26 protein-coding genes are annotated in these 26,233 nt (G+C 59.8%); 21 read left to right on the top strand and 5 right to left on the bottom strand.

The window, feature by feature from the left end; genetic code table 11:
* Positions 1-35: 35 nt before the first annotated feature.
* Complete coding sequence (gene mutM, locus QUE75_RS18745) at positions 36-848, bottom strand: bifunctional DNA-formamidopyrimidine glycosylase/DNA-(apurinic or apyrimidinic site) lyase (protein WP_106696062.1); 813 nt, start codon at positions 846-848, stop codon at positions 36-38.
* A 185-nt stretch (positions 849-1,033) separates the two neighbouring features.
* On the opposite strand from mutM, the gene QUE75_RS18740 reads away from it, so the two are divergent.
* A complete protein-coding gene (locus QUE75_RS18740) occupies positions 1,034-2,212 on the top strand; it encodes a DesA family fatty acid desaturase (RefSeq protein WP_106696061.1) in 1,179 nt (392 codons plus the stop codon).
* Between the two features lie 75 nt (positions 2,213-2,287).
* Here QUE75_RS18740 and rsmD read toward each other — a convergent pair whose 3' ends face one another.
* Complete coding sequence (gene rsmD / locus QUE75_RS18735) at positions 2,288-2,920, bottom strand: 16S rRNA (guanine(966)-N(2))-methyltransferase RsmD (protein WP_061331949.1); 633 nt, start codon at positions 2,918-2,920, stop codon at positions 2,288-2,290.
* Between the two features lie 159 nt (positions 2,921-3,079).
* On the opposite strand from rsmD, the gene ftsY reads away from it, so the two are divergent.
* The 8 genes from ftsY to QUE75_RS18695 all read left to right on the top strand — a co-directional run bounded on the left by ftsY (position 3,080) and on the right by QUE75_RS18695 (position 11,282).
* Positions 3,080-4,303, top strand: a complete 1,224-nt coding sequence (gene ftsY, locus QUE75_RS18730) for a signal recognition particle-docking protein FtsY (RefSeq protein WP_061331948.1) — start codon at positions 3,080-3,082, stop codon at positions 4,301-4,303.
* Between the two features lie 28 nt (positions 4,304-4,331).
* Positions 4,332-5,024: a cell division ATP-binding protein FtsE gene (gene ftsE / locus QUE75_RS18725; protein ID WP_058090759.1), complete on the top strand. Its 693-nt coding sequence runs from the start codon at positions 4,332-4,334 to the stop codon at positions 5,022-5,024.
* Positions 5,014-6,021, top strand: coding sequence for a permease-like cell division protein FtsX (gene ftsX, locus QUE75_RS18720; protein ID WP_106696117.1), 1,008 nt, complete (start codon positions 5,014-5,016; stop codon positions 6,019-6,021). The genes ftsE and ftsX overlap by 11 nt, the downstream gene beginning before the upstream one ends.
* A 192-nt stretch (positions 6,022-6,213) precedes the next feature.
* Positions 6,214-7,074, top strand: a complete 861-nt coding sequence (gene rpoH / locus QUE75_RS18715) for an RNA polymerase sigma factor RpoH (RefSeq protein ID WP_058090758.1) — start codon at positions 6,214-6,216, stop codon at positions 7,072-7,074.
* Positions 7,075-7,307: 233 nt separating this feature from the next.
* Positions 7,308-8,240, top strand: coding sequence for an NAD(P)-dependent oxidoreductase (locus QUE75_RS18710; RefSeq protein ID WP_286252451.1), 933 nt, complete (start codon positions 7,308-7,310; stop codon positions 8,238-8,240).
* A 10-nt stretch (positions 8,241-8,250) separates the two neighbouring features.
* Positions 8,251-9,030, top strand: coding sequence for a hydroxypyruvate isomerase (gene hyi / locus QUE75_RS18705; protein ID WP_286252450.1), 780 nt, complete (start codon positions 8,251-8,253; stop codon positions 9,028-9,030).
* A gap of 103 nt (positions 9,031-9,133) precedes the next feature.
* A complete protein-coding gene (locus QUE75_RS18700; RefSeq protein WP_011787144.1) occupies positions 9,134-9,814 on the top strand; it encodes a winged helix-turn-helix domain-containing protein in 681 nt (226 codons plus the stop codon).
* Entirely contained in the window at positions 9,801-11,282 is a 1,482-nt protein-coding gene (locus QUE75_RS18695) for a HAMP domain-containing sensor histidine kinase (protein WP_106696057.1), read from the top strand. The genes QUE75_RS18700 and QUE75_RS18695 overlap by 14 nt, the downstream gene beginning before the upstream one ends.
* 3 nt (positions 11,283-11,285) lie before the next feature.
* Here QUE75_RS18695 and QUE75_RS18690 read toward each other — a convergent pair whose 3' ends face one another.
* Positions 11,286-11,558, bottom strand: coding sequence for a hypothetical protein (locus tag QUE75_RS18690; protein ID WP_061331943.1), 273 nt, complete (start codon positions 11,556-11,558; stop codon positions 11,286-11,288).
* A gap of 288 nt (positions 11,559-11,846) precedes the next feature.
* On the opposite strand from QUE75_RS18690, the gene greB reads away from it, so the two are divergent.
* Positions 11,847-12,362, top strand: a complete 516-nt coding sequence (gene greB, locus QUE75_RS18685) for a transcription elongation factor GreB (protein ID WP_106696056.1) — start codon at positions 11,847-11,849, stop codon at positions 12,360-12,362.
* Between the two features lie 190 nt (positions 12,363-12,552).
* Positions 12,553-12,933, top strand: a complete 381-nt coding sequence (locus QUE75_RS18680; protein WP_286255733.1) for a hypothetical protein — start codon at positions 12,553-12,555, stop codon at positions 12,931-12,933.
* A gap of 26 nt (positions 12,934-12,959) precedes the next feature.
* On the opposite strand, the gene QUE75_RS18675 is transcribed toward QUE75_RS18680, so the two are convergent.
* Positions 12,960-13,271 carry a site-specific integrase gene (locus QUE75_RS18675; RefSeq protein ID WP_061331940.1) on the bottom strand — a complete coding sequence of 104 codons (312 nt, stop codon included), beginning with the start codon at positions 13,269-13,271 and terminating at the stop codon, positions 12,960-12,962.
* A 142-nt stretch (positions 13,272-13,413) separates the two neighbouring features.
* Complete coding sequence (locus QUE75_RS18670; RefSeq protein ID WP_058090750.1) at positions 13,414-13,674, bottom strand: acyl-CoA-binding protein; 261 nt, start codon at positions 13,672-13,674, stop codon at positions 13,414-13,416.
* 271 nt (positions 13,675-13,945) lie between these two features.
* Here QUE75_RS18670 and tssB point away from each other — a divergent pair, with 271 nt between their 5' ends.
* From tssB to tssH, 10 genes are all read left to right on the top strand, one after another.
* Entirely contained in the window at positions 13,946-14,443 is a 498-nt protein-coding gene (tssB, locus tag QUE75_RS18665; RefSeq protein ID WP_058090748.1) for a type VI secretion system contractile sheath small subunit, read from the top strand.
* A 61-nt stretch (positions 14,444-14,504) separates the two neighbouring features.
* Positions 14,505-15,986 (top strand): type VI secretion system contractile sheath large subunit, encoded by a 1,482-nt coding sequence (tssC, locus tag QUE75_RS18660; RefSeq protein WP_058090747.1) that lies wholly within the window; start codon positions 14,505-14,507, stop codon positions 15,984-15,986.
* Between the two features lie 3 nt (positions 15,987-15,989).
* Positions 15,990-16,427, top strand: coding sequence for a type VI secretion system baseplate subunit TssE (tssE, locus tag QUE75_RS18655; RefSeq protein ID WP_286252434.1), 438 nt, complete (start codon positions 15,990-15,992; stop codon positions 16,425-16,427).
* Positions 16,428-16,736: 309 nt separating this feature from the next.
* Positions 16,737-18,509 (top strand): type VI secretion system baseplate subunit TssF, encoded by a 1,773-nt coding sequence (gene tssF / locus QUE75_RS18650; protein WP_138436025.1) that lies wholly within the window; start codon positions 16,737-16,739, stop codon positions 18,507-18,509.
* Positions 18,473-19,489 carry a type VI secretion system baseplate subunit TssG gene (tssG, locus tag QUE75_RS18645; RefSeq protein WP_072676012.1) on the top strand — a complete coding sequence of 339 codons (1,017 nt, stop codon included), beginning with the start codon at positions 18,473-18,475 and terminating at the stop codon, positions 19,487-19,489. The genes tssF and tssG overlap by 37 nt, the downstream gene beginning before the upstream one ends.
* 17 nt (positions 19,490-19,506) lie before the next feature.
* The gene (gene tagH, locus QUE75_RS18640; protein WP_286252429.1) at positions 19,507-20,841 is read left to right on the top strand and encodes a type VI secretion system-associated FHA domain protein TagH; all 1,335 of its coding nucleotides are present in this window, start codon (positions 19,507-19,509) and stop codon (positions 20,839-20,841) included.
* The gene (gene tssJ / locus QUE75_RS18635) at positions 20,838-21,371 is read left to right on the top strand and encodes a type VI secretion system lipoprotein TssJ (RefSeq protein ID WP_058090742.1); all 534 of its coding nucleotides are present in this window, start codon (positions 20,838-20,840) and stop codon (positions 21,369-21,371) included. The genes tagH and tssJ overlap by 4 nt, the downstream gene beginning before the upstream one ends.
* Positions 21,371-22,705: a type VI secretion system baseplate subunit TssK gene (gene tssK / locus QUE75_RS18630; RefSeq protein WP_061331933.1), complete on the top strand. Its 1,335-nt coding sequence runs from the start codon at positions 21,371-21,373 to the stop codon at positions 22,703-22,705. Before tssJ ends, tssK begins: the two co-directional genes overlap by 1 nt.
* 3 nt (positions 22,706-22,708) lie before the next feature.
* Positions 22,709-23,530, top strand: a complete 822-nt coding sequence (gene icmH / locus QUE75_RS18625; protein ID WP_058090740.1) for a type IVB secretion system protein IcmH/DotU — start codon at positions 22,709-22,711, stop codon at positions 23,528-23,530.
* Positions 23,496-26,183: a type VI secretion system ATPase TssH gene (gene tssH, locus QUE75_RS18620; protein ID WP_396631674.1), complete on the top strand. Its 2,688-nt coding sequence runs from the start codon at positions 23,496-23,498 to the stop codon at positions 26,181-26,183. Before icmH ends, tssH begins: the two co-directional genes overlap by 35 nt.
* Positions 26,184-26,233: the final 50 nt, after the last annotated feature.

Here is a 26,233-nt window from a genome sequence, read left to right as displayed (position 1 = left end):
GTATTGTGTGAGTTGTGTGATGTTGGTTTGCAGTTTCAGCGTTGGCAACGAGGGCAGTACACGGTGGAGCGATTGTTCATCCGGATTTCCTTCAGTACGGTGTTACATTCCGGGCAGGGGGCGCCACCATGCCCATATACCAGCAATGACTGGGCAAAATAACCCGGCTTGCCGTCGCTGTTAACGAAATCCCGCAAGGTGGTGCCGCCCATCAGGATGGCTGCGCTCAGGGTTTCCTTTATGGCTTCAGCCAGCCGGTGATAGCGGTCCAGGCTGATCCGGCCCGCCTTCCGTTTCGGGTGTATGCCGGCTTTGAACAGTGCTTCGTTGGCGTAGATGTTGCCAACCCCGACCACCACATGATTGTCCATGATGAAGGATTTGATCGGGCTCTGTTTGCCCCGGGACAGCCGGAACAGCCAGGCACCACCAAATTCCGGCGACAGCGGTTCCGGGCCAAGATCCCGTATCAGTGGGTGCAGGGTGCAGTCGTCGGACCACAGCCAGCAGCCAAAGCGCCGGGGATCATTGAAGCGCAGGGTGCGGCCGTTGGCGAGACAGACATCAACGTGGTCATGGGCGGCGGCCGGGCTGCCGTCGGTGATCACCCGCAGGCTGCCGGACATGCCCAAGTGTACAATAACAGTGCCGCCATCCAGGTGCAGGAACAGATATTTCGCCCGGCGGTCTACGGACCGGATAACCTGACCCTGCAGGCGCTCCGGTAAATCCTCGGGAATCGGCCAGCGCAGCCGGGCATTACGAATCACTACCCCGTTTATCTTCTGGCCTTCACAGTGGGGCGCAATGCCCTGACGAGTGGTTTCTACTTCGGGTAATTCGGGCACGAAGCCTCCGCTGGCAAACGTATTCTGGGGCCATAAGTGTAAACAGTAACAAAAAAGCCACCAAACGGTGTTGTTGACGCGTACAGCTGTACGCTAAAGTTGGTCAAGCATATTCCCTTCGAGTGTTTGCGAATCTCCCTCCGCAGTATCGCCTTTCGAAGTTGATGAATTCTTGAGGATAATTTATGTGGTTTAACGGTCTCCTTGACCTCTCGGTATGGCAGTTGATAGCGGTCACCCTGGTGCTCACCCATATCACCATTGTCAGTGTTACGCTCTATCTGCACCGTCACTCGGCCCATAACGCCCTGGATCTGCATCCGGTGCTCAAGCACTTTTTTCGCTTCTGGCTGTGGATGACCACTGCGCAGAACACCAAAGAGTGGACCGCGATCCACCGCAAACACCACGCCAAGTGTGAAACCGAGGAAGACCCCCATAGCCCGGTGGTCCTGGGTATCCGCAAGGTCCTGCTGGAAGGCGCAGAGCTTTACGCCGAGGCGGCCACCCCGGAAACCCTCGAGCGCTATGGGCAGCGCACCCCGGAGGACTGGATCGAGCGCAACGTCTATAGCCGATACAAGATGCTGGGCATCATGCTGATGGCGGTACTCAATCTGGCACTGTTTGGCGTCCACGGGATCTGGATCTGGGCGGTACAGATGATGTGGATCCCGGTATGGGCCGCAGGCGTGGTCAATGGCGTTGGCCATTATCTGGGTTACCGCAATTTCGAATGTGCCGATAATGCCCGCAATATCTCGCCCTGGGGCATCCTGATCGGCGGCGAAGAACTCCACAACAACCATCACACCTATCCGAATTCCGCCAAGCTGTCCCGCCGTTGGTACGAAGTGGATATCGGCTGGGGCTATATTCGCCTGTTCCAGTTGTTTGGTCTTGCCAAGCCCAAGGGCTACCGGCCGATTGCTCATTACGTTCCGGGCAAGCAGGAGATGGATGTGGAAACCGTTCAGGCCATCACCAACAGCCGTTTCGACATCATGCGTCAGTACCGCAAGCGGGTCATGGAGCCGGTCTTGCGCCAGCAGCGTTCACTGATGGACGACGAAATTCGTCCCCGCTACCGGAAGCTGAAGCAGCTGTTATCCCGAGAAGCTACGCTGATCAAGCCCAAGGACAAAGAACAGCTGGAAACGGTACTGGAGCGCCACGAAATCCTGCGCCAAATCTACGAGAAGAGCCACGAACTGCAACGGTTGTGGCGTCAGCGCGGGCTGAAACCCCAGGAAAAACTGCAGGCGCTGATGGAATGGTGCAAAGAGGCGGAAGCCAGCGGCATTCGCTACCTGGAAGAGTTCGCGGCGCACCTGCGAGCCTACTCCCTGCGTCCGGTTGCCTGACGCGCCCCGCCGTTGAGGCACCAAAAAAGCCAGATGGGTTCGCTCATCTGGCTTTTTTGTTTTATCGCGACAGCACTAATCCGTTTCCGGGTTAACCCGGTACAGGCTGTAGGTTACCTGGCCCGCGGTCTTCTGCCTGTGCAGCATCCAGCCCGCAGGCACCGGCGGTGTTGCCCGTTCGCTCTCATGCTCCACGTACACCCAGCCACCCGGTTTGATCCATTGGCCGGATTCCAGTAGCGGAAATAATCGTTCCAGCCAGTCCTGTCGGAACGGTGGGTCCATGAACACGATGTCGAAGGGTGGACGCTGCCGGTTGGCCAGAAAACTTTCTGCGCCCTGACACACCACCACACCCTTGTCAGACTTCAATAACCGGAGATTGTCTCGCAGGGCGCTGGCCAGTGCCGGGGTATGGTCGACCAGCGTGGTGCTGGCGGCACCTCGGGAAAGCGCCTCCAGGCCCAGGGCTCCGGAGCCGGCAAACAGGTCCAGACAATCGCTGCCGGCAATCTGGAAGTTGAGCCAGTTAAACAGGGTTTCGCGGGTACGTGCAGGGCTGGGGCGAACACCGCCGGCATCCGGAAATCTCAGCTTTCGGCTGCGCCAGTCGCCGCCGATAATACGCAGCTCCCCGGTACCGCTGGAGAGCGCGCGCGCCGCAGGCGTCGGGCCGGTTTTGCGGTTTGCCGGTTTGCGTCTGGCCATGGTTGTGCTCCGGAGTTCTGAACAGGTTGAATTGTGGGCGATTATGTTACCGGAAAGCAGCCGGCAGGGGATAATGGGTCAGCCCCTCACTTAGGCCTGCAGGTCTGTTAGAATGTGCGCTTTATTTTCGCCCGCCCCTTTCAGACTGATGGTAAGACTATGACGGCAGAGTGGATTTCAATCGGCCTGTTGGCCCTTCTAGTTCTGTTCTTTGTACTGGATATCGCCGGTAACCGTAAGCGTGCCCCCCGGCCGAAAGCGGTGGTTCAGAGTAAACCTGAGGTAGCTCGGGGCCCGGCTCCAGCGGAACCAGAACCAGCCCGGGAAGAACCGGAAGCCGCGCAAGAAGCGCCGGTGGCCGAGGCGCAACCCGAGGCAGCCGCTGCGGAGGCAGAGCCGGCCAAGGAAGTGCCGGCGGCCGAGTTGACCCCAGAGCCCGAACCGGCTCCAGAGCCGGAAGCCCAGGTCAGTGTTTTTGAGCGAATCAGGAAGGGCCTCGGTAAAACCCGCGCCAGCCTGACCGGCGGCCTGGCAGACCTGTTCTCGGTGGGCAAGAAGATCGATGAAGACTTGCTGGAGGAAATCGAAACCACCCTGTTGATGGCCGATGTGGGCGTTACCGCCACTTCCGAGATCATTGAGTCGCTCACCGACAAACTTGAGCGCAACCAACTCAAGGACGGTGCGGCCCTGCGTAAGGCCTTGCGTGAAGAGCTGCATGGCCTGCTGAAGGACGTCACCAAGCCGCTGGATATCCACACCGACAACAAGCCTTACGTCATACTGATGGTGGGCGTGAACGGCGTCGGCAAGACCACCACCATTGGCAAGCTCGCCCGGAAGTTCCAGGCGGAGGGCAAATCCGTCATGCTCGCGGCCGGTGATACCTTCCGTGCGGCGGCGGTGGAGCAGTTGCAGGTGTGGGGAGAGCGCAATAACGTGCCGGTGGTGGCCCAGCATACCGGTGCCGACAGTGCTTCGGTGATTTTTGACGCTATCCAGTCCGCCCAGGCCCGGGGTACCGATGTGGTGATTGCCGACACCGCCGGTCGCCTGCAGAACAAAGACAACCTGATGAACGAATTGACCAAGGTTGTCCGGGTCATGAAAAAGCTCGATGAATCGGCGCCCCACGAAGTGATGCTGGTGCTGGACGCCGGTACCGGCCAGAATGCCTTGAGCCAGGCCCAGGTCTTCCAGCAGGCGGTGGGCGTCAGCGGTATTACCTTGACGAAACTGGACGGCACCGCAAAAGGCGGTATTGTATTTGCCATTGCCCGCCAGCTGCAGCTGCCTATCCGCTTTATCGGTGTGGGCGAGCAGGCCGAAGACCTGCGCAGTTTTGATGCGGAAACCTTTGTCGACGCCCTGTTCGACGACTGAAGCACCGGCTACGGAGCCCGCGCCCGAAATGATCGAGTTTCGCCAAGTTACCAAACGCTATGACAGCGACCACACCGCTTTGCGCCAGGTGAATTTTCACCTGGACCGGGGGGAGCTGGCGTTTCTGACCGGGCACTCCGGCGCGGGCAAAAGTACCCTGCTAAAGCTGATCATGGTCATGGAGCGGCCGACGGCCGGTGAGCTGATCGTCGGTGGCCAGCGCCTGAATAGTTTGCCACGGCGCCAGATCCCCTACATCCGCCGGCATATCGGCGTGGTGTTCCAGAATCACCAGCTTCTGTTTGATCGCACTGTATTCGATAACGTCGCGATGCCATTGGAGGTGATGGGCGCCTCGCCCAATGACATCGGCCGTCGGGTGCGGGCGGCGTTGGATAAGGTGGGGCTGCTGAACAAGGAGAAAATGAACCCGCTGCAGTTATCCGGCGGTGAGCAACAGCGGGTCGGCATTGCCAGGGCCGTGGTTAACAAACCGCCCGTGTTGTTGGCGGATGAGCCCACCGGTAACCTGGATCCGGAGCTGTCTGCAGATATCATGCATTTGTTTACCGAGTTCAGCCAGGTGGGCGTGACCGTACTGATTGCCACCCACGACATTGCCCTGATCAATGAGATGGGACGGCGAAAGCTGACCCTGGATCATGGCCAGCTGATCGCCGGTGGGCATGCCCCGGCAGCGGGAGGTGCCAGTGGCTACTGAACCCCGGCACAAGCAGGATAACCGGCGCGGGGCTGCCAATCGGGGGAAGTCTCCGGTGAACGCCCAGGCCCGTAGCTATCTGGAGCATCACCGGAAGGTGGCCCGGGATTCCGCCCGGCGTCTTTGGCAAACACCGGTGGCCAGTATGATGACCTGGACCGTGATGGGCGTGGCGCTCGCCTTGCCCGTCGCACTGTTGCTGCTGTTGGGCAGTTTGCAGGGCGTGAGTGCCGGCTGGGAGAGCAGTGCCAGGATCACTGCCTACCTGGCCATGGATGTCTCTTTGGAGCAAGCCGGGGAACTGGCGGAGGAGGTCCGGGGCGATGGCCGGGTCCTGTCGGTTCAGCTGGTGGATCGGGATCAGGCCCTGGAGGAGTTTCGCGCATCGTCCGGCCTGGACGATGCCCTGGATTTTCTGGATGACAATCCGCTGCCCCATACCTTGTTGATCACCCCCCAGGACAGCGCCCGCTCCGCTGATGGCGTGCAGGCCCTGGTGCGGTTTGTTGATGGAATGGATGGCATTGAGCAGGTGCAGGTGGATCTTGGCTGGTTGCAGCGGCTCAATGCCATGACCGACATTCTGGCCCGGGCGGTATGGGCCCTGGCGCTGTTGCTTGGCTCGGCGGTCATTCTGGTGATTGGCAATACCGTGCGCCTGGCGATTGAAAACCGGCGGGATGAAATTCTGGTAGCCAAGCTGGTGGGCGGCACCGATGCCTTTGTCCGCCGGCCGTTTCTGTACACCGGGGCCTGGTTTGGCCTTGGAGGTGGGGTGGTTGCCTGGTTGTTGATCCAGCTCTCTTTGTGGTGGCTGAACGGGCCCATTGAGCGGCTGGCAGGCCTTTACCGCAGCGAATTCTCGCTGCAGGGGCCGGGCTTTGACGGTGCATTGGCATTGATTATCATCGCAATGCTGCTAGGCTGGCTAGGCGCTTGGCTCGCGGTAAAGCGCCATCTGGATGACATTGAGCCGGGTGATATTGCCGGAGGGTGATCCCGGTATCGGGAAAACCGTATTGAAGAGAGAGTTTGTTCTGGCGTAGCTTAAGGGTCAGAAAAGCCACGGTGAACTTTTCAGGTTGTTGTTTTGTAACGTTTTACTGGAAAGTTCGGGAACTAATCAAGTTCTTGGCGGTCTAAGTTTTAGTTGTTATATTTAATGGCTGTCAGGTTCGGAGGTTAATACATGGGTACGAGTTTACAGCTGGCTGACAGACTGGTTCCGGGTGCCAATCTTGAGTCTTATATTCAGGCGGCAAGTCGCATTCCGGTGCTTTCCGTGGATGAGGAGCGGGAGCTTGCTGAGCGCCTGCACTATGATGGCGATGTGGAAGCCGCCCGCCAGCTGGTGCTGTCGCACCTGCGATTTGTGATTCATATTGCCCGGAGCTATTCCGGCTACGGCCTGGCTCAGGCGGATTTGATCCAGGAAGGTAACGTGGGCCTGATGAAGGCCGTCAAGCGCTTCAATCCTGAGTATGGCGTGCGTCTGGTGTCGTTTGCGGTGCACTGGATAAAGGCCGAGATCCATGAGTTCATTCTGCGCAACTGGCGTATTGTGAAGGTCGCTACTACCAAGGCTCAGCGTAAGCTGTTCTTCAACCTTCGCAGTCAGAAGAAGAAGCTGGCTTGGCTGAACCACGATGAGTTGAATGCGGTCGCGAAGGATCTGGGGGTAGAGCCTCGGGTGGTGCGCGAGATGGAAGGCCGGCTGGCGTCCCACGACACTTCGTTCGAAGGGCCGATGGATGACGACGATGACAGCAGCTACCAGGCGCCTGCTTACTACCTGGAAGATCGTCGCAGTGATCCTGCGGTGCAGCTGGAGAACGCCGATTGGTCTGAAGATTCCAATGGCCGGTTGATGCAGGCGTTGTCGGCGCTGGATGAGCGCAGTCAGGATATTCTGCGTGAGCGCTGGTTGACGGATGGTAAGTCGACGCTGCATGAGTTGGCGGACAAGTATGGTGTGTCGGCGGAGCGCATTCGGCAGTTGGAGAAGAATGCCATGAAGAAGATCAAGGCGCAGATGATCGAAGCGGCTTGAATGGCGCCACCCGGCTTGGCTTGAAACGCCACCACCGTTTGCGGTTGGTGGCGTTTTTGTTTGTATACCTTATAGAATTCAGACATCCGGGCAGAAGCGGCTGGGTGGGTCTTTCCAAAACACGCTCCTTCGGCACATCCATGTGACGCTTGGGCTCCGCCATCCATGGCTCCGCACAGTTTTGGAAAGACCCACCCAGCCGCTTCTCCTACTTTTGGAGCGGGACCAGAAAAATGACGAGCAGACTTCCTCACATCGCCTTCCTCGGCATCGGCCTGATGGGCGCACCGATGACCCGTAACCTGCTAACGGCCGGTTACCCCATGACCCTGTGGAACCGCACTGCGAGCAAGTGTGAGCCTTTTGCCGGCGAGGCAACGATTGCCGGGAGCCCGGCTGAGGCGGTCGCCGGTGCCGATATTGTGATCACCATGCTGGAGAATGGCGCGGTGGTTGAGGACGTGCTGGTGGCTCAGGGCGCTCTGGCGGCGCTGCAATCCGGGGCGTTGGTGATTGATATGAGTTCGGTGCAGCCGTCGCTGGCGCGGCGGTTGGCCGGGTTGGCCGCGGAGCGGGGTGCCGGGTTTGTGGATGCGCCGGTGTCGGGCGGTACTCTGGGAGCGGTTGAAGCCCGTTTGAGTATTATGGCCGGTGGGTCTGAGGCGGATGTGGCGCGGGCCCGGCCGGTGTTTGAGGTGTTGGGTAAGTGCACCCGCATCGGTCCGGTGGGGGCCGGGCAGTTGGCGAAGTTGGCGAATCAGGCGATTGTTGGGATTACCATTGGTGCGGTTTCTGAGGCGTTGTTGCTGGCGGCCAAGGGTGGCGCAGACCCGGCGGCGGTGCGGGAGGCGCTGATGGGTGGGTTTGCCGGTAGTCGGATTCTGGAGCTGCACGGGCAGCGGATGATTGACCGGGATTTTGCACCCGGTGCGCCGGCGCGGATTCAGTTGAAGGATATGCGGATGATTCTGGACGAGGCCCGGGCCGAGGGGCTGACATTGCCGTTGGCGCAGCAGACCCATAACGAGTATTTGTCACTGGTGGCCAATGGCCACAGTGATGTGGACCACAGTGGTCTGTTACTGGAGCTGGAGCACCTGAACGGCACTCTGTTGGGGTCGATGGGCCGTGGCCCGAAGGAAGACACTTCAAACTCAAAGAACTAAGGAGCGGACAATGCCACGGTTTGTTGCCAATCTGTCGATGTTGTTTACCGAGGTTCCGTTTCTGGAGCGCTTTGCCCGGGCGCGGGCCGCAGGGTTCACCGCGGTGGAGTACCTGTTTCCCTATGACTGGCCGGCAGAGCAGCTGGCGGAGCAGCTACGGGAGCAGGGCCTGACCCAGGTGTTGTTCAACCTGCCGCCGGGAGACTGGCAGGCCGGGGAGCGGGGCATTGCCTGTTTGCCGGACCGGGTTGAGGAGTTTCGTGCCGGGGTGGATCAGGGTATTACCTATGCGCGGGTGCTGGGCAACCGGCAGCTGAACTGCCTGGCAGGGTTGAAGCCGGCAGATCTGGATGGGCAGATCGCCTGGGAGACGCTGGTGGCGAACGTGCAGTATGCCGCTGATCGCTTTGCCGACGCGGGTCTGACCCTGTGCCTTGAGGCGATTAACAGCCGGGTGGATATGCCGGGGTTCATGCTGGACACCACGGGCAAGGTGATGGCATTGCTTGAAGAACTCGATGCCGACAATGTGCGGTTGCAGTATGACGTCTATCATATGCAGATTATGGAAGGCGATGTGATTCGTTCCATGGAGTGTCTGCTACCGTGGATTGGCCACATCCAGTTTGCCGATAATCCGGGCCGGCATGAGCCCGGTAGCGGCGAGATTAACTTTTCGAATGTTTTCGCAGCGCTGGATCGAATGGGCTATCAGGGCTGGGTGAGTGCGGAATACCGGCCATCGTCGGTAACGGAGGACACTCTGAGCTGGTTCCGGTCGGCAAATTGACCGTCGTCATAGGCGACACCCTCTTACAAGATGGTAACTGGCTGGTTTCCGGAGTTCTTCGTACCCTAAGAGTTAATGTAATCCGCTATCAGGAGGAGCACCGGTGAAAGCGCTGGTAATCGAAGACGATCGGGATGTAGCAAATTATCTGCTGAAGGGACTGAGAGAATCCGACTTCGTGGTGGATCATGCGGCCGACGGCAAGGAAGGCATGATGATGGCGGCCAGTGAAGAGTACGACATCATGATTGTGGACCGCATGCTGCCTGGCATGGATGGCCTGTCCATCATCAAGACGGTGCGGGCAACGGGAAATCAAACTCCGGTACTTATCCTCAGCGCCCTGGGCGATGTGGATGACCGGGTAGAAGGGCTGCGTGGCGGCGGTGATGACTACCTCACCAAACCCTTTTCGTTTACCGAACTGCTGGCCCGTATCGAATCTCTGATTCGACGCAATCGCCAGGCGGCGGAAACGGAAACCGTGCTGAAGGTTGCCGATCTGGAGATGGACCTGCTGGCCAGGACTGTCAAGCGTGCCGGTCAGAACATTGATGTTCAGCCGCGGGAATTCCGTCTGCTGGAATATCTCATGCGTAACGCCGGCCAGGTGGTCACCCGGACCATGCTGCTGGAAAAAGTCTGGGACTATCACTTTGACCCCCAGACCAACGTGATTGACGTGCACATCAGCCGCCTGCGGGCCAAGATCGATAAGGAATTCGACACGCCCCTGCTGCAGACGGTTCGGGGTGCGGGATACATGCTGCGTGAAACTGCTTAGTCAGCTCAGGACATCCTCTTTTCAGCTGGCCCTACTGTACATGGTGGTGTTTGCCACATCGGTATTCCTGTTGCTGGCATTCATCTACTGGCGCACGGCCGGCTTCATGACCGCCCAGACCGATGAAACCATCGAAGCGGAAATCGCCGGTCTGGCGGAGCAGTACCGTGGGCGTGGCGTGAACGGACTGATCACCATCATCCGTGAGCGCGTCGCCCGGGACCCCAACGCCAAATCCATCTACCTGCTTACCACAGACGACTTCCTCAAGCTGGCCGGTAACATTGAAACCTGGCCAGGGGGCAGTCGCTCGTCGGACACCGGCTGGATCAACTTTACCCTGGATTCCTCAGTGGGCTGGCAAGGCCCGGAGCGGCTGGCCCGTGCCCGGATTTTCGAGGTCCAGGGCGGGTTGAAATTATTGGTGGGGCGGGATGTTGAAGAACTCACCAATCTCAAGCGGGTGATCGAAACCGCCATCAACTGGGGCATGGGCATCACCCTGGCATTGGCGTTACTGGGTGGCTTTTTGATGAGCCGTGGCACTACGCGCCGAATCGAAGTCATCAATAACACTTCCCGGCGAATCATGAATGGCCATCTGTCACTACGCATACCCACCCGCGGCACCGAGGACGATTTTGATCAGCTCGCCGAAAACCTGAACCAGATGCTCGACCGCATTGTTTACCTGATGGAAGGTATTCGCCATGTGTCAGACAGCATTGCCCACGACCTTCGCACCCCGCTGACGCGCCTGCGCAACCAGCTTGAGAACACCCTGATTGCCGTGGACAACGATGAGGCCCGGGAACAGGTGGGCAGGGCAGTGGCCGAGGCGGACCAGTTGCTGGCAACCTTCAACGCTCTGTTGCGGATTGCCCGGCTGGAAACCCGGGGGAATTCGGCGGACATGAAAGTGGTGTCCCTGGACGAGCTGGTCAGTGATGCCTGTGAATTGTACGAAGCCCTGGCGGAGGACAAGGAGCAAGCCTTCGCCCAGTCGCTGGAGCAAGGCGTGATGATCGAGGGTGATCGAGACCTGCTGTTCCAGATGATCAGCAACTTGATCGACAATGCGATCAAATACACACCGGAGCACGGTTCCATCCAGGTGGTGGTTCGCCGCGATGGCTCGGGCGCGGTGTTTGAGGTGCAGGACTCCGGTATCGGTATACCGGACGACGAGAAAAGCCAGGTGTTCCAGCGCTTCTATAGGGTGGGCAAGAGTCGGTCACTGCCAGGCAACGGCCTGGGATTGAGCCTGGTCAGTGCGGTAGCAGAAATTCACCAGGGCCAGATTTTGCTTAGTGATACCCATGAGGGAGAGGAGCCGCCTGGCTTGACGGTCACCGTGCAGATGCCCGCCTATACCGGGGTCCGCAAGCGGATCAAGGCAACACCGGCCGAACAGGCAGAGGAGACCCAGAACGATAGGTCGTCCTCTACCGAAACCAGTAGCGCCTGAGTCTTACTGACTGGCGCGAAAACGGTTAACCACCGGGCTGATCAGTGCACCAGCGCGGGCTTCGACCAGGCCGCTGATGTGCTCGAACTGAGAGCGGCGACGGTCCACTTTGGCCTGAATGCTGTCCCATTCCCCTTCCAGATGCTTCTGCTCAGCCATCAGAAAGGCCGCGATGTTGTGGCGATTCAGTTTGCTGGTGATGCCCAGACTGTCCAGGCGAAAGCCCAGGGTATCGACACCTTCCAGAGCCAGGTTCATCAGTTTTTTGGTGTTCATGGATTTGTCTCCAAACGAAAAGTCAGTGTTGATTACCTCGCACGCTATCTCCGGCGCCTAGAGTGTACAACCTAATTTCAGCCGATCAGCCAGGTTTCAGCCTTGCAAAAAGGTAATTCCTTGGCCACCGCTGGGTAATGCCCGCTCTGTAGAATGGAAATTGTAGATGCAGAAGCAGGTAGAAAGTTGCTTGCTTCTCCCTCCAGCACAGCGCTAGCCTTATACCCCGTGACCCACGGGGTTTTTTTATGCCCTGAATTTTCTGTTTAACCCGGAATCCCTGATCTGATGAGCAAGACCGAAGGTTCGACGGCTCCAAGACCGCGCTATATCACACCGGACGGCGAGCAGGCGTTACGGGAGGAGTTGCAGTACCTGTGGAAAGTGAAGCGCCCCGAAGTCACCCAAGCCGTGCGCGAGGCTGCCGCCTTGGGGGATCGCTCTGAGAATGCCGAATACATCTATGGCAAAAAGCAGCTACGGGAAATCGATCGGCGGGTAAGGTTCCTGAGCAAGCGCCTGGATGAACTTACCGTGGTCGACCGGCTGCCGGACGATCAAAGCCGGGTATTTTTCGGGGCCTGGGTCACCATCGAGGACGATGACGGTGAGGAACAGACCTACAGGTTGGTGGGTGCGGATGAATTTGACCTCGCCAAGGGCTATCTGAGTATCAATGCCCCGCTTGCCAGGGCATTGATCGGCAAGCATCTGGACGATGAGGTCTCCGTGAAAACGCCGGAGGGCTGGAAGACGGTGGTCATCACCGGTATTCGGTATCAGCCGGCAGACACTGGCAAGTGAAAATCGTCACAGAATCGTCTTTTGGTTGAGCAAAGCGTCACCAATGGCGATAGACTGATCAAAAATTGTCACCCGAAAGGGCAATGGAAGATCAATCAGGGTTGATGCGATGAATTCGTCAGAGTCTCACACCGGTTCAAAATGGGCAGGCCCGGTCGCCATGGCTACCGTTGTGCTATCGCTGGGGCTGATGTCTGTCAGCGCTCAGGGTCAAAGCGCTAACAACACAGCACCGGTGTTTGAACTGGAACAGCGTTCCACCATTGATACCATTCCTTTCCGCTCCATCGAAGAGGAAACCCTGGCCAATACGGTCATCGAGGGCGGGCTCGAAGCGCCGGCGGCCGGAGTTCCGGTGCAAACCGCCAGTGACGACGACTTCTATCTTGATCCTCTGGCATTGCAGCCCAGAGACAGCCGCACCGATCTCGGGCGCTCCGAAATTCCGGTGGATATCCGGTTCAGCAATCCCAAGCTCATCCCGGGCCAGACCCACAGCAACACCTACTCGATCCGGCCACCGGAGAATCGCACCTACGATACTCTGAACGTCAATATGACCGGGCGCTGATTCCCCCGGCGCCACTTCGAACCTGTTCAGGCCACTGCTGCGTTCGGGGTGGCCGTCTTACCAAGTACGTCCTCGTAAAAGAAGGTCAGCGCCTGGGTGGCCTGGTTAAGCCTCGCCCGAGATACGCGGATTTTGTTGCTCAGATAATCCAGAAACAGCAGTTGATCTTCTGCCGCCAGATGAGCCGGGTCTTTTAGATCGTGAAACAGCACAAAACGGCTGATCCAGTGCAGGTAGGTTTGTTCGGCCCGCTGATTCAGCTGGCGTTTGCGGATGGCGGCCTGTACATCGCCGACCATACCGGGCCGTGACTGCTCGAGCGCCTGGGTAATATCCATGGTGTGTACTCTTCGGAAAGCTTGTTGTTGTTATGTTGCGCGCATCATATGACAAACGTTTGAACGGCGCAAAACCGAAGGCGGTATTTTCCTGCGGTTGAGGGCTGCACGCGCCAAAGGGGCGGGCACAGCCCAGGGGGTATTACTTCAGTGAGTCGAGCTTATCGATGTACTGCTGCATAGCCTGATCGCTGGAGGTGCCTTTCAGCTTCTCCCAGGCGTCGTATTTGGCGCGGCCCACGAAATCCATCATGCCCGGGCGCTTGCCGGACACGTCGCCTGCGGTGGCTTGCTTGTACAGGGCATAAAACTCAAGCTTCATCTCGTTGGACGGTTTGAAATCGCCCTCGGCGGTCTGGATATAGTTTACCGCTTCATCAAACTTCGCCTTCAGGTCACTCATGGTGTGTCTCCTTGGTGTAAATGGTTGTCTCCTCGAAGGATATCGCGAGTATAGCCTTGGCCGGCAGTGCCGTCATTGACTGAAACTGCATTCGGTCCGGCAACAGGGCTATCTGGCAAAAGTTTGCCCGACAGCACAGTTTGGGCCATTGCTGGCCAGTTTTTGCTTGAGAATGCCAGATCACCTGTGTACAGTTTGACGCGTTGTCTGCCAGGACGGCAGGCATCAAGGACTGAACAACACTGCAAATGAATTGCACAGGGAGCACGCCATGTCTGCCAAAGACGGTTCCGTCGCGCCGAAAGAGCGCATCAATATCAAGTATGTCCCCGCCACCGGCGACCAGCAGGCTGAAACCGAGCTGCCGCTGAAGATGTTTGTGGTTGGCGATTTCAAGGGCCATGCTGAAGAAACCCCCATCGAAGACCGCAAAGCCATTTCCGTTGACAAGAACAACTTCCGTTCTGTCATGAAGGAAGCCGGTCTGACTTTGTCTACGTCGGTCTCCAACAAGCTCGAAGAGAATGCCGATGACCTGCCGGTCAATCTGGAATTCCAGGGTTTGGACGACTTTTCTCCGGACAGCATTGCCCGCCAGGTACCCGAGCTGAAAAAACTGATCGAGCTGCGTGAAGCCCTGGTTGCCCTCAAGGGCCCGCTGGGCAACGTGCCTTCGTTCCGTTCCAAGCTGCAGGAGCTGCTGGACAACGACAGCGCCCGGGAAAAACTGCTGGCCGAGCTCGAACTGGCCACCGAAGGCGGCGAGTAAGCGCACCACCGGAACCCGGTAACCAACACCGATTATCAATCACGTACTGAAGGGATGTGGTATGTCTGATACTGCTGTGCAGCAATCTGCTGCCTCCGAATCCGTAGCAGAAGGGTCCTTGCTGGACCAGGTCATGGCCAATAGCCGTATGGCGCCGGCCGACGAAGGTTACGATGTTGCCCGTAAAGGGGTAGCGACGTTTATCGCCAACCTGCTGAAAAGCGACGAAAAAGGCCAGCCGGTCAACAAGGCCCTTGTGGACCAGATGGTGGTCGAGCTGGACCGCAAGATCAGTGCCCAGATGGATGAAATCCTGCACGCCCCCAAGTTGCAGGAACTGGAATCGTCCTGGCGCGGCCTGAAACTGATGGTCGACCGCACTGAATTCCGCGAGAACATCAAAGTCGACATCCTGCACGCCACCAAGCAGGAGTTGCTGGAAGACTTCGAGTTTGCACCGGATGTTACCCAGACCGGCTTCTACAAGCACATCTATGCCGCAGAATACGGCCAGTTCGGTGGTGAGCCGGTGGGTGCCATTGTCGGCAACTACGCCTTCAGTCCATCAACGCCAGACATGAAGCTGCTGCAGTACGTGTCCTCTGTAGGCGCCATGTCCCACGCGCCGTTCCTGTCTTCGGTGGCGCCGTCGTTCTTTGGTGTCGACAGCTACCAGGAACTGCCGGCCATCAAGGAGCTCAGTGCCGTCTTCGAAGGCCCGAAATACGCCAAGTGGCGCTCCCTGCGGGAATCCGAAGACGCCCGTTACCTGGGCCTGACCGCGCCGCGCTTCCTGCTGCGTGTGCCCTATGACCCAACCGAGAACCCGGTGCGCAGCTTCAACTACAAAGAAGAAGTCTCCGGCGACCACGAGCACTACCTATGGGGCAACACCGCCTATCTTTTGGCTACCCGCCTGACCGAGAGCTTCGCCAAGTACCGCTGGTGCCCGAACATCATCGGCCCGCAAAGCGGTGGTGCCGTGGAAGACCTGCCGGTGCACACCTTTGAGTCCTTCGGCCAGCTGGAAGCCAAGATTCCCACCGAAGTGCTGATCACCGACCGCCGGGAATACGAACTGGCGGAAGAAGGCTTCATCGCCCTGACCATGCGCAAGGGCAGCGACAACGCCGCGTTCTTCTCCGCCAACTCGGTGCAGAAGCCCAAGCAGTTCCCGAACACCAAAGAAGGCAAGGAAGCGGAAACCAACTACAAGTTGGGTACCCAACTGCCGTACATGATGATCGTGAACCGCCTGGCCCACTACATCAAAGTGCTGCAGCGCGAACAGATCGGCTCCTGGAAAGAACGCCAGGATCTGGAGCGGGAACTGAACACCTGGATTCGCCAGTACGTGGCCGACCAGGAAAACCCGCCCGCCGAAGTCCGCAGCCGCCGCCCGTTGCGTGCCGCCAAGGTGGAAGTGTCGGAAGTGGAGGGCGATCCGGGCTGGTACCAGGTCTCCCTGGCCGTGCGCCCGCACTTCAAGTACATGGGTGCCAACTTCGAACTCTCGCTGGTCGGCCGCCTGGACAAGGATTAATCCATGTTCGGCGCCACTGGCACTGACGGCGTTCGCAATACTGGCAGCCTGTTTGAACGGCTCGAACAGGCCGCCGCCCCTGCGGGGCAGGGCATGGTTGAAGTGACCCATGTGGTGGAATCCATCAAGCGCCATCTGGTGCGCCTGCTGAATGCCCATCCGGGCAACAGCGCCAGCGTACCAGACCTCGGATTGCTGGATTTCAACGATGCCACCCTGGGTACTCAGGATTTGAGTATCCAGATTCGCGGGGCGATTCGTCAGTGCATCGAGAAGTTTGAGCCGCGGGTCAAGCGGGTGGATGTGGTGGCGTTGCCACCGGGCCCGGACCCGCTGCAGTTGAAGTTTCAGGTGACGGTTTATCTGCAGGTTGCAGGGAGTGACGACCGGACGACTATTGACCTGGTTTTGGATGACAAGCGGTATTACCGGGTGGTTTAGGTTTGGTTGCTTTGGCCCGTGGGGGCTGGAGGGGGTGGGGGACAATTTTCTTCTGGGAAAAAACAACTCGCTTTGCTCAGACATCTTTTTTCCCGCCAGAAAATTGTCCCCCACCCCCTCCGTCAAACCTGGATGAATGCCGTCTGGATGTTTTTTGAAGGCACGGATGAGAGCGAGGGTGTGGTTGGTCTTTCCAAAAGTGTGCGGAGCCATGGATGGCGGAGCTCAAGCGCCCCACGGACGGGCTCGAAGCGTCTTTTGGAAAGACCAACCACACCCTTGCTCGGAGCCAGATAAGGTGCAGTAAGAATGAAGTTGAACAGGTTCTACAGGGATGAGTTGAGCTTTCTGCGGTTGCAAGGCAGGGAATTTGCCGAGGCACATCCGCAGCTTACCCGCTTTTTGTCCGAACAAAGCACCGACCCGGATGTGGAACGGCTGCTGGAAGGCTTTGCCTTCCTGACCGGCAAATTGCGGGAAAAGGTTGAGGACGAGTTTCCAGAGCTGACCCATTCCCTGCTGAACATGCTATGGCCCAACTACCTGCGGCCGGTGCCCAGTTGCACCATCATGCGCTTTGACCCGCAATTGCACGCCATCAGCGAGCGGCAAACCGTTGAGCGCCATACCGAAATCAAGAGCCGACCCCTGGGCGAAGCCAGCCGCCAGACCCAGTGCCGGTTCCGTACCTGCCGGGCGGTCGATATCTTCCCGGTCAGCGTGGCCGATGCCCACGCCGAGCATTCCCGGGAAGTGTCTTCGGTCACCGTCGACCTGGGACTGCACACAGACCAGCCGTTGAATGCCCTGGGCCTGGACAGCCTGCGGTTCTATCTGGGCGGCGATAACCACACCGCCGAAACCCTGTACCTGTGGCTGAACCACTACCTCACCCGCATGGAACTGGTGGTGGGCGACAATGTTTACAGCCTGCCGTCGTCGCTGTTGCAGCCGGTGGGTTTTGCCGCCGACGAGGCGATTTTGCCGTATCCGAAGAACGCTTACGCCGGGTACCGCATCATCCAGGAATACCTGAGCTTTCCCGAGGCCTTCCGGTTTATCGATATCGCCGGCCTCAAGTCCCGGTTGCCGGCGGTGCAGGCCGATGAGATCAGCTTGCGTTTTCATTTCAGCCGTATTCTGCCGCCCGATGTTCGGGTCACTCGGGACTCCCTGCAGCTGTACTGCACCCCGGCGGTCAACCTGTTCAGCCACGAAGGCGAGCCGGTAGATCTGAACGGCCGGCAGACCGAGTACCGTATTTCCCCGTCCAGCCGCTGCCCAGAGCACTTTGAAGTGTTCAGCATCGAACAGGTGGAAGGCTGGCTTGAAGGGCGTTCCGGCCGGGGGGAACCTCGGCTGTACACCGCGTTCGAGAGTTTCCAGCACGAGGTGGAGCGGGACCGTGGCCGCACGGCGCTGTATTACCGGGTGCGGACCCGTGAAAGCGTGCGCGGTGATGGCTTTGATCACTACATCTCGTTTGTCCGGGGCGACGAGTCCGAGTGCATGAACCGCCAGGAAGCGGTGTCGCTGACGCTGACCTGCACCAACCGGCAACTGCCCCAGCAGCTGGCCGTGGGTGAGATCTGCATGGCCACCGAGACCACCCCGGCGTTTGCCTCGTTCAGCAACATTACCCGGCCCACGGCCACGCTGCGGCCAACGCTGGACGGCAGCCTGTTGTGGACGCTGATTTCCAATCTGTCCCTGAACTACCTGTCCATGCTGGATGTGGATGCCCTGCGCACCGTGCTGCGGGTATACGACTTTCGAGCGCTGGTCGACCGACAGGCCGAGCGGGTGTCCCAGAAACGGTTGGCGGGCATCAGTGAGATCACCACTCAGCCGGTGGACCGCATGGTTCGTGGCTTGCCGGTGCGTGGCATTCGTTCGGTGCTGAAGCTGGATCAGCAGAATTTCGGCAGCGAAGGGGATCTGTACCTGTTCGGAACGGTACTGAGCCAGTTTTTTGCGCTTTACGCGAGTATCAATGCCTTTCACCAGTTGGAAGTGGTGAATACAGACAATCAGGAACGGTACACATGGACGTTACAGCAAGGTCAGCAGCCGCTGATGTAGCCGGGCTGGAACCTGTCCTCGGCAACGCGCGGCGTTACAGTTTTTTCCAGTTGGTGGATCTGATTCACCGGCACCATGGCGACGATCTGGAAAGCTCCGGCAGCGGCGAGCCCCGCCAGGAGCGTATCCGGTTTTCGGCCTCGGCCGGCCTGGGCTTTCCGGGTAGCGATGTGGTCTCGGCCCTGTCGCCGGAACACGAGCACGCGCCTTACCAGATGGAAGTGAGCTTTCTCGGCCTGCACGGCTCCCAGTCGCCGTTGCCGGGCTACTACCTGGAGGACCTGGCCTGGGAAGCAGGCCAGAACCTGGGAGTGCGCCGTCACTTTCTGGACTTTTTCAACCACCGGTTGGTCACCCTGTTCCACCGGGCCTGGCGCAAGTACCGGTACTACGTGCGGTTCCAGCCCGGCGCCAGCGACGGGTTTTCCGAGCTGGTGTTTTCCCTGGTCGGTCTGGGTGACAGCCGCTTGCGGGAAGCCACACCGGTCAACTGGTCCAAGATGCTGGCCTACGCCGGCCAGATGGCGGGCCGCAGCCGGTCGCCGGAAGTGGTCAGTGGCATTGTCGCACACTGTTTCGACCTGGAAGACGTCAGCATCGAGCAGTGGGTGTTGCGCAAGGTGGCCATCGGGCAAGACCAGCAAACGCGGTTGGGCCAGGCCAATGCCAGCCTGGGCCAGGACACCCTGGTTGGCTCCAGCATCCGGGATCGCAGCGGCAAGTTCATCCTGCGCCTGCGCAACCTGAGCCGGCAGCGCTTTGCGGATTTTCTGCCCAACGGCCGGGACCATGAGCGCCTGGTGAAGCTGGTGGAATTCACCACCCGGGAGCAGCTGGCCTACGACCTGGAGCTGCAAATGCGGCCCAAGGATATCCGGCCCATGCAGCTGGGTGAGGATGTGCGCCTGGGCTGGAATTCCTTTGTGACACCGGACCGGGCCCGTGAACGCCCGGCGGTGCGCATCCAGATACGACGATAAGGCAAGGAGCCAGACAGGTGTCAAACCGGACAGCAGCATTAACCCTGGTGATCATCAACCCGACCGAAACCGGCGGTGGTGCCAGCATTGAACACAGTTTTGGTACCGGTGGCGGGTCGATTGGCACGGCGGCCAACGACACCTGGCGGTTGTCGCCCCATCGCACCGGCGCCGTAGCCGGCCATGCCGAGGTTCGCTTCCTGGATGGTGGCTTCTGCCTGATTGACCGCAGTGGCCGCACTTACATCAACAGCAGCAGCCAGCCTGTGGGCCGGGGCCGCAGGGCGCGGCTGAATCATGGTGACACCCTGACCATCGGCCGTTACCGGATGCGGGCAGAGCTGAACGGTGACGCGGTTGACCGCTCAGAGCTGGAAGAAGGCTCTGGGCAGGACCGGCAGCTGGTGGATGTGGAGGAAGATTCACTGATGCGGGCAGAAACCGGTCAGAGGATGCCGGATGGCCGGGAACCCCTCGAGGGACTGCATACTCCGGCGGGAGAAACGATGAGTGACGACCCGCTGGCGCCCTGGCAGGAAACGGCCCGTCAGCCTGCGGAAGAAGCCCCCGAGCTGTTGGCCAGTGACCAGTCCTGGTTTGCCCGTTCGGCCGAGGTCAGCGATGAATACCGGGAAAACCGGGATGTGGCCATGGGCCTGCCAATGAACCGTAACGCCCGCAAGCACGGGCACGACACACAGGAGCGACAGGGAATGTCAGAGTTCAGGGAACACAGCCGGGAAGCCAAAGACACCAGCCGGCAACACATCAGCGGTGCCCCCCTGATGCGAGGTATGGAAGCCGACATCGATTTTGCCGACAGCGATGAAATGCGGTTGTTCCTGGAGGAAGCCGGCCAGACCCTGAAAGCCACGGTCGAAGGCCTGCTGGCCCTGCATCAGGGTGAAGATTCGCGGCACCGGGCCCTGCGCACCCGCCTGCAGCCGATTGAAGACAACCCGTTGCGCCTGGGTGACGACTACACCGGCACCATGCAGACCCTGTTTGCCGCCGAGCGCAGCCCGGTGCACCTGTCTGCTCCGGCTGCGGTTCGGGAAAGCCTGGAGAGCCTGAACCATCACCAGCAGGCCACCCGTGAAGCCATTCGGGAAGCCCTGGAAGCCATTCTTTATGCCTTCTCGCCGGAGGCCCTGTTGCGCCGGTTCCACGGCTACCGCCGTGGCCTGCAAGACAACGAAGACGAAGGCCGTTGGGCCTGGAACATGTACCAACACTATTACCGGGAACTCAGATCCAGTCGTCAGCAGGGATTTGAACGCCTCTTCCAGGAGGTGTTCGACCAGGCCTACGACCAACACTTGCGCCAATTACAGAGGGAGAGCCTTTCATGAAGTACTGCAAATGGAGCTTGCTGGCTATTGTCATGCTGATGGTGGGGTGCAGCACCCCGTACAACGCGGTGACCAAAACCGCCAAGGTGTTGTGGGACCCCGATATTCCCGTGGGCTATCCGGAAGAGCTGCCCAGCAAGGTGGCGCTGACCATGCTCGCTGAACCGGATGTAAACCCGAACGAATCCCTGGCGCCCACGCCGATTGCCTATCAGATCATCGAGCTGCGGGACAGCTCCCTGCTGATGGCCGGCGACTTTGATCAACTGTTGAACGACCTGGAAAAGTCCCTGGGCCGCAACTACGTGGACCACAGCGACTACACCCTGGTACCGGGCCAGTTCAAGTACGTAGCACCGTTCGAGATCAGCAAGGACACCCGGTTTATCGGCGTTATCGCCTTCTATGCTTACCCGAACCTGTCCCAGTGGAAAAAGGTCATCCGGGTGGATCCGGTGGGCGACACCTACCACCTGCTGGTCAACCTGCGTGAGCGGGAAGTACAACTCAGACGTTCGGAAGATACCTGATGGCAGCTACCAATCGAGTCGTCTGGAGTGACGGGCTGTTTATCAAGCCCCAGCACTTCCAGCAGCAGCAACGATATCTGGAACACCAGATCAACGAGCGGGCGCTGGCGGTCTCGGACTACCTGTATGGCTTCAGTGACCTGGAGCTGAACGCCGAGTACCTGAGCTTCGGCCGGGTTGGCCTGGTGCGGGCTTCCGGACTGTTTCCGGATGGTACCCGGTTCAATCTGCCCCAGGACGATGTGATGCCGGAACCCCTGGAAATCACCGATGCGTCGGTGGCCAATCAGGTGGTGTATCTGGCGCTGCCCCTGGGCAGCGATACCCTGGCGGAAGTGGAGTGGCCGGATGCCCCGGTAGCAGGGCGTTTTCGTGCCCAGACCGTGGAAATCCGGGATCTGCATTCCATTGATGGCGACGCCCACAGCATCGATGTGGGCCGGGTTGCGCCGCGCCTGATGCTGGAGCGGGACGATCGCAGTGCCTATGCCTCGGTGGCCATCGGCCGGATCCTGGAAAAACGCCCGGATGGCAGCCTGGTGATGGACCCCAACTTCCTGCCCACCATGCTCAGCGTCCGTTCAGCCCCGCGCTTGCAGCGGTTCGTCGGCGAAATGGCTGGCTTGATGCAGGAGCGGGCCCGCAACATCGCCGAGCGCGTAGGTGCGCCAGGGCAGGGCGGTGTGGCGGATGTGTCTGACTTCATGCTGCTGCAGATGCTGAACCGGGCGCACCCGAAATTCATGCACCTGGCCCGGCTGCGCCAGCTGCATCCCGAGCGCCTGTACGAGGCTCTGCTTGAGCTGTGTGGCGAGTTGGTGACCTTTACCGACGAAAGCCGGCTGCCCAAGGAATTCACCCCCTATGACCACGACCTGCCGGAAGCCTGCTTCAGCCCGCTGATGCAAGTGCTGCGACAGGCCCTGAGCACCGTGCTGGAACCGAGAGCGCTGTCGATCACGCTGCAGCAGCGCCAGTACGGGCTGACGGTGGCACCGGTGCAGGATGGACAGATCATCAAGGATGCCGAATTCATCCTGGCGGTGAAGGCCGACATGCCGCTGGACGACCTGCGCAAGCAGTTCACCCAGCAGTGCAAAGTGGCGTCGGTTGAGAAGATTCGCGACCTCATCAGCCTGCAGCTGCCGGGTATTCCGTTGTCGGCTCTGCCGGTGGCGCCGCGCCAACTGCCGTACCACGCCGGCTTTGTCTACTTCCGGCTGGACGACCAGAGCCAAGCCTGGCAAATGCTCGACAACGCCAGTGGCTTTGCCTTCCACGTGGCCGGCAGCTTCCCCGGGCTGGAAATGCAATTCTGGGCAATCAGGAGCTAAACCATGGCAGATGCACCGGTAATGGACAGACCAGACAACACCAGGGATTCGGGTGACAGTGCATTCAGTGACCTTCTGTTTGCGGACGCCGGCAACAGTGGCTCCCGAACCGAATTCGACAACGCCGGCTTCCAGCTGCGAGGGCTGGAAGAAAACCGCCTGATCGACGCCGCCACGCCACTGCTGGGCCTGGTGATCCGGGTCCGCCGGCTGGCGGATTTCCGGGACGTGGAAAACCTGTACCAGCAAGTGGTCGACGAAGTGGCGGCCATTGACCGGGAGCTGATCGAGCAGGGCTATGAACGCCCGACGGTGGTGGCCTATCGCTACGTGCTCTGCGCCTTCATTGATGAAGCGGTGCTGGGCACCGATTGGGGCGCCCATAGTGTGTGGTCCCAGCACTCCCTGCTGTCCCGCTTCCACAATGAAACCTGGGGTGGGGAAAAGGTATTCGCCATCCTCGCCCGCATGGAGAAAGAGCCGGCCCGCTACCGCGATATGCTGGGCTTCATCTACCTGTGCCTGTGCCTGGGTTTTGAAGGCCGTTACAAGGTAATGGAGAACGGCCGGGATGAGTACGACCGGATTGTTCGCGGCCTCTATGAGCAACTCCGTGAACTGCGCGCCGACCGGGACCCGCAGCCGCTGGCCGACGCCACGGAGAACGTAGCTCCGGCCCGCAACCGGCTGCGCAGCGGCCTGCCCCTGTGGGGTATTGGCGGCCTGTTTATTGCTGCCATGGCGGGCATTTACCACTTGTACAACGTCGCGCTGAACGAACGCATCAGGGATGTGCTCAGCGTACTGGACCAACTACCGAAATAAGGATATCACTGTGATTCGGGTAGAACTGCCGGCGCTGATCGGGCGCCTTAACGACATTTCACGCCAGGCCCTGGAAGCCTCCGCCGCCCTGTGCATCAGCCGCCAGGGCGCCGAGATTACCCCGGCCCATTTGCTGTTCAAACTGCTGGAAACGCCGTTCTCTGACGTACGCCAGATTCTGGAACACACCGGCATCAATCATCAGCAACTGCAGCCATTGGTGGGCGACAGCCTGAACGGCGAGCCGCAGACCGCCGAGCCTTATCCCTCGTTCTCGCCTTTGCTGGTGGAACTGATGCAGGACGCCTGGCTGCTGACCTCCACCGAGCTGGGCCACACCGAACTGCGTTCCGGCGCCGTATTCCTGGCCCTGCTGATGAACGCCGACCGCTACTTGATGCCCCGGGTGGCCCAGACCCTGGTAGACATCAACCGGGAACAGTTGCGCAAACAATTCGACCGCCTCACGGAAGGTTCCGTCGAACGCCCGCAGCTGACGGAAAACGGCTCTGCCAAGCCTGTGGCGGATACCGACATGGACCCGCTCAAGCGTTACGCCACCGACTTCACCAAGCTGGCCCGGGAAGAAAAGCTGGACCCGGTGGTGTGCCGGGATGCCGAAATCGACCAGATGATCGACATCCTCTGCCGCCGCCGCAAGAACAACCCCATCGTGGTGGGCGACGCCGGCGTCGGTAAAAGCGCCCTGGTGGAAGGCCTGGCGCTGCGCATTGTCAACGGTGACGTACCGGACCGCCTGAAAACCGTTGAACTCTGGACCCTGGACATGGGCGCCCTGCAGGCCGGTGCCTCGGTCAAAGGCGAATTCGAGAAGCGCCTCAAGGGCGTGATCGAAGCCGTTAAAGGTTCTGTTACGCCAATCATCCTGTTCATCGACGAAGCCCACACCCTGATCGGTGCCGGCAACAGCGAAGGCGGCTCCGACGCCGCCAACCTGTTGAAGCCAGCGCTGGCCCGGGGCGAGCTGCGCACCATCGCTGCCACCACCTGGCGCGAATACAAGAAATATTTCGAGAAAGACCCGGCCTTGAGCCGCCGCTTCCAGCCGGTCGCCCTGGACGAGCCGACCCCGGGCGAAGCCGTCCACATACTCCGGGGCCTGCGTACTGTCTACGAAAAAGCCCATCAGGTACTGGTCGCCGACAGCGCCCTGAAAGCCGCCTCGGAAATGTCTGCCCGTTACCTCGCCGGCCGCCAATTACCGGACAAAGCCATCGACGTACTGGACACCGCCTGCGCCAGGGTCAGCCTGAACCTGAGCACACCTCCGCGCCGTCTCAGCCACGTGCGCAGCGAGTTGCACCAACTGGCCATGGAACAGGACCTGCTGAGCCGGGAACATACTCTGGGCCAGAGCGTTGACGCCGAGCGGGAACAGGAACTTGAACAACGCATCGCCGACCTGACCGCCGAAGCCGAAGCCCTGGAGCAAAGCTGGAACGACCAGCGCGAGCTGGTGGCCCGGCTGGTCGACATCCGCGAACAATTGCTGCTGGGTGATGTCGAAGCCGAAACCGCCGATGATGCTGATGTTGAGTTGGCCGAGACCGAGCACGAAGAACGCCCGGACCTGAAAAGTGAAGCCGCCGCCATCGAACAGGAACTGGCCGAGCTGCAAGCTGATGAACCCCTGGTCCATGCCCGCGTGGACGCTCGCCAAGTCGCCGAAGTCATCGCCGACTGGACCGGCATTCCTGTCAATCGCATGACCACCGACGAGCTGGAGAAAATCACCCACCTGCCGGCGTACCTGCGGGCCCACATCAAAGGCCAGGACACCGCCATCGACTGCCTGCACCAGCACCTGCTCACCGCCCGCGCCGACCTGCGCCGCCCCGGCCGCCCCATGGGCGCCTTCCTGCTGGTGGGCCCGAGTGGTGTTGGTAAAACCGAAACCGTGGTGCAACTGGCCGAACTGCTCTACGGCGGCCGCCAGTTCCTCACCACCATCAACATGTCCGAATACCAGGAGAAGCACACCGTCTCCCGCCTGATCGGCTCACCCCCAGGCTATGTGGGCTTTGGCGAAGGCGGCATCCTCACCGAAGCCATCCGCCAGAAGCCCTATTCCGTGGTCCTGCTCGACGAAGTCGAAAAAGCCCACCCGGAAGTCCTAAACCTGTTCTACCAGGCCTTTGACAAAGGCGAGTTGGCGGACGGCGAAGGCCGGTTGATCGACTGCAAAAACGTCGTCTTCTTCCTCACCTCCAACCTCGGCTACCAGACCATCGTCAACCACGCCGAAGCACCGGAAAAGATCGAAGAAGCCCTGTACCCGGAACTGGCCAACTTCTTCAAACCTGCGTTGCTGGCACGAATGGAAGTGGTGCCCTACCTGCCGCTGGGTGAAGACACCCTCAACCGCATCGTCGGCGACAAACTCCAGCGCCTGGCCGACCAGATTAAAGCCCGTTACCACACCGATGTGGAACTGGAAGACGGCCTGGTAGAAGCCATCCGTAGCCGTGCCACCAGGAGTGAGAACGGCGCACGGATGCTGGAATCGATCATCGAAGGCGAATTGTTGCCACCGGTATCCCTGGCGCTGCTGGAAACACTGGCGGCAAGGGAGCCGGTGACCAAGGTCACCTTGGGTGTCGAAGAAAACCGGTTCACAGGAACAGTCGCGTAGGCTGACTTAGAAGGAGCGCACCGTGGGGGATAGCTTTCCAAAACCCTGCG

It is taken from the genome of Marinobacter shengliensis (genome assembly GCF_030297115.1).
GTDB classification, from domain to species: domain Bacteria; phylum Pseudomonadota; class Gammaproteobacteria; order Pseudomonadales; family Oleiphilaceae; genus Marinobacter; species Marinobacter shengliensis.
This window is presented reverse-complemented; position numbering and strand designations above follow the sequence as displayed.